Origin of the sequence: Moorena sp. SIO4A1 (genome assembly GCF_010672065.1) — a bacterium.
Lineage (GTDB): Bacteria > Cyanobacteriota > Cyanobacteriia > Cyanobacteriales > Coleofasciculaceae > Moorena.
In genome coordinates this window covers 1-3,805 of sequence record NZ_JAAHHX010000170.1, presented here as the reverse complement: position 1 = coordinate 3,805, position 3,805 = coordinate 1, and the positions used below count along the sequence as shown (strand labels likewise).

Below are 3,805 nucleotides of genomic sequence, written 5' to 3'. Positions count from 1 at the left end.
GCGTCAGAGCAGTTATCCCAATATGTATAGTATCGGCATGCCTATGTCCCTGAGCTTAGATACCTACAACAATTTTGAGCAATTTCTAGAAGCCTACAATGTCAAACTAATTGATAAAAATGGCAAATTACGCTTAGACGATTCCCAAGTTAAGCAAGCCATTGAGGCTGCTCTAAGGAAATATACCAGTTTTTATGTCAATAAGAATGTGCCACCGGATGCCGTAGATTGGGATAATACAGGCAACAATGTAACGTTACTCAGCCGCACTAGCCTGATGACGGTCAATCATACTCTCTCAGTTCCAGGTTCCCAACGACAAGATCCCGAAATTTACACCAAGCAACTTTCTACAGTTAAGTGGCCCAATAAACCTAGTGGGGAACTGATGAGATTCATCATAGAGATCAAACAGGTCATTCTCTTTAAAGCCTCCACAAAACAGGAGTATGCCAAGAATTTTCTCTCATATTTGGCACAACCGCAAAACTTACAAGCCTACACAGAAGGGTCTCAGGGTCGATACTTACCCGTGATGCCGAAACTGTTTGAAAAACCCTTTTGGAAAAATCCCAGTGATCCTCATATTTCTGTGGCGCTACAGCAGTTACAAAACACCCGACCAGCTTATCAAGTGTTAAACCCAGCTTATAGTGAAGTGGCTGCTCAAAACGTTTGGGGGGAAGTGATTAGAAAAATTGTGGTGGATAATTTGTCAATTAAGCAAGCAACTAATCGAGCTATTGATAAAATTAATAAAATTTTTTCTAATTGGTATAAACCTAGTTAGATTATTCGTTATCACAATAATTGTTATCGCATTCTTATTTTAATTTTGAAGATAAGATTGATATAAAAAGGGAACAGGTAACAGGGTCGATATATCGTAATTACGATGGAGTTTTTGGTGTTATGAGCAAGGGATATAGCGCCGCCCTGCATCCCTTAAAACCATCTTTATAGCATGCCTGTTGTCTGTTGCCTGTTGTCTGTTGCCTGTTGTCTGTTGCCTGTTGCCTGTTGCCTTAAAAAGATAAGCAATGTCACTCAAAGGTTGCTGATAATTGCTATAGTTATGAGTCAGGTGTTGCATTAAATTATATTATAGCACCTCAAGTAGCGTGGCCATAGGCCAATGCTGATAGCACCTCAAGTAGCGTGGCCATTCGCGTAGCGTGGCCATAGGCCAAGGCCAAGGCTGATAGCTCAGTCCCTACAAAGGATTGAGTTGACGCAAAAAGCTAAATTTTAGAGCTTATTATGATTGTTATGATCAAATTAACTCAAAAAACATTACTGTCAAAGCTGGTCAATTACTTTTCACTTTTATCAGTTGTTACGGTAACTATTGTAGCCATTACTGCTTATAGTTTAGCTAGAAAAGCTCTCAAACAATCTGTCTTTGATCGACTCAGTGTTGCTGTGTCTATCAAATCTGCTGAACTCAATCAATGGTTTAACAATCAGCGCCAAGATGTGCTGTTATCGGCTCAGTTACCAGAAATCCGAAGACAAGCCGAGGTCTTGCTGAGCAGCAAAAGGTCTCAAACCAGGTCAAGAGATTATCAAATCGCCTATAATAGCATTTCAGAATACCTGACTGATTTAGCTGCCATTAAGCCTAATCTACGAGAAATTTCCCTGCTCACAACTGGTGGGATTATCATTTTTTCAACTAACAAAACTTTGGAGGGCAACTATCAACCCCTTGGTGCGACTACTACTTACTTCACCCGAGATCAAACGGACATTAAGCCAACGTTTTATAGCTCTTCAAGAACAGGCAAAACAGCCATCACTTTTGCCACACCCGTCCTTAACCAATCCGGTAACCGTATAGGAGTGATTTCCATTACTCTCGATCTTCAAGAAGTTGATAACCTAATTCGAGACCGTACTGGCTTAGGTAAGAGTGGCGAAACCTATCTAGTCGGTCGATTGGAACGAAAAAATATATTCATCGCCTCAGGTCAGTTTGAGAATCAAAAATACTCTGACGGAGTTAGTAGTTTGGGTATTGATAACGCTACCCAAGGAAAAAATAGTGCTGGACTTTATCGAAATTACGATGGGATACCTGTTATCGGTGTGTATCACTGGTTGGAGAAACAGAACCTGGCGTTACTAGCTGAGATCTCTCAGCAAGAAGCTTTTGCTCCTGCTCGTCGGCTAGCTGGGAACATTGTGCTGATTGGATTGAGTTCTACTGGACTGCTCCTAGTAGGAGTTTATCTACTATCAAGCCAGATTACCAAACCGATTCGGGCAATCACAGAGGCAGCTATTCAGGTAGCTAGTGGCAATCTAAACCATAAAGCTCCTGTGTTGAGTGACGATGAAACTGGAGTGTTGGCTCAGTCATTTAACCAGATGGCACAGCAATTGCAGGATTCTTTTACGGCTCTAGAGAAAACGAATCAGGGTTTAGAAATCCGAGTGCAAGAACGTACTGTGGAATTAGGGAAAGCTAAAGAAGCTGCGGAAGTTGCTAACCAAGCTAAAAGCCAATTTTTAGCTAACATCAGCCATGAATTGCGCACTCCCCTCAATAGCATCTTAGGCTATGCCAGAATTCTCCAGCGCGATACAGCTAAAGTTGCTACCCAAAACGATGACGTGAAGGGCAGCACCCCAAGGAGCGATCGCAATTTAAGACAGCAGCAAATACAAGGTTTAAAAATTATAGAGCAAAGTGGAACCTATCTATTGACCCTAATTAACGATCTCTTAGACTTCTCTAAAATCGAAGCCCGTAAGATGGAACTCTACCCCCGTGAGGTTCATTTTCCAAGCTTCTTGGAAGGGGTAGTTGGTATTATCCGCATGGGAGCTAATGAAAAAAATATATTGTTTAACTATAAAACTCAAGGTAACCTACCCACAGGGGTTAAGTTAGATCAGAAAAGGTTACGACAGGTTTTACTCAATCTATTAGGTAATGCAGTTAAATTTACTGACCAAGGTAATGTCACATTTAATGTTGGAGTCATTGAGAAACAAAACTCTATTTTAGGAATATCGAAGTCTTCCAACACCAGGATTCAAGGGGGAGATTATAACATCCATTCTCGGACGATTCGCTTTGAGGTCATCGATACTGGCATAGGAATTAGTCCTCAACAGTTAGAGAAAATATTCCAACCCTTTGAACAAGTAGGGGATACCGAGCGTCGGATAGCTGGAGCGGGTTTAGGTTTAGCGATTAGTCAGCAAATCGTTAACTTGATGGGAAGTAAACTAAAGGTTAAAAGTCAATTGGGCAAAGGTTCAACATTTTGGTTTGATGTTACCTTACCTGTGATAGATATTGTTGCAAATGCTGAACCAGATATTGCTGTTAAAGGGTTGATTTATAAAGGAAAACGACGTAAATTGTTAGTGGTGGATGACATAACAGAAAATCGCTTGGTATTGCTAAATATGCTCAAACCTTTGGGTTTTGAAGTGGTATTAGCCCAGAATGCTCAGCAAGCATTGGAGCTGGCCAGGGTAATTGGACCTGATCTGATTTTAACGGATTTATTTATGCCTGTTAAAACTGGTTTCACGATGATTCCGGAATTACAACAGATACCAGCAATGAAGAATGTACCAATTATTGCCTTCTCTGCTAACAACTGGGATGTTGTGCAGAAGGAAACTCAGAGACTTGGCTGTGATGCTTTTCTGCCAAAACCAGTTGACGAGCAGAAATTATTGGCATTATTGGAGAAGTATTTACAATTAGAGTGGGTTGATCAATAGCTGTCGTCAGCAGTCAGCAGTCAGCAGTCAGCAGTCAGCAGTCAGCAGTCAGCAGTCAGCA

At 41.1% G+C, this 3,805-nt stretch carries 2 protein-coding genes; both read left to right on the top strand.

Annotation, left to right across the window (positions count from 1 at the left end; translation table 11 throughout):
- A partial coding sequence (locus F6K53_RS35575) for an ABC transporter substrate-binding protein (RefSeq protein WP_293084060.1) occupies positions 1 to 790 on the top strand: 790 nt, incomplete at its 5' end.
- A 470-nt stretch (positions 791 to 1,260) separates the two neighbouring features.
- Positions 1,261 to 3,744, top strand: coding sequence for a hybrid sensor histidine kinase/response regulator (locus tag F6K53_RS35570; protein WP_075896351.1), 2,484 nt, complete (start codon positions 1,261 to 1,263; stop codon positions 3,742 to 3,744).
- Positions 3,745 to 3,805 lie beyond the last annotated feature (61 nt).

Excerpts from the sequence above, each read along its gene's own strand:
- F6K53_RS35570 (WP_075896351.1), top strand. The coding sequence starts at position 1,261 with ATGATTGTTATGATCAAATTAACTCAAAAAACATTACTGTCAAAGCTG.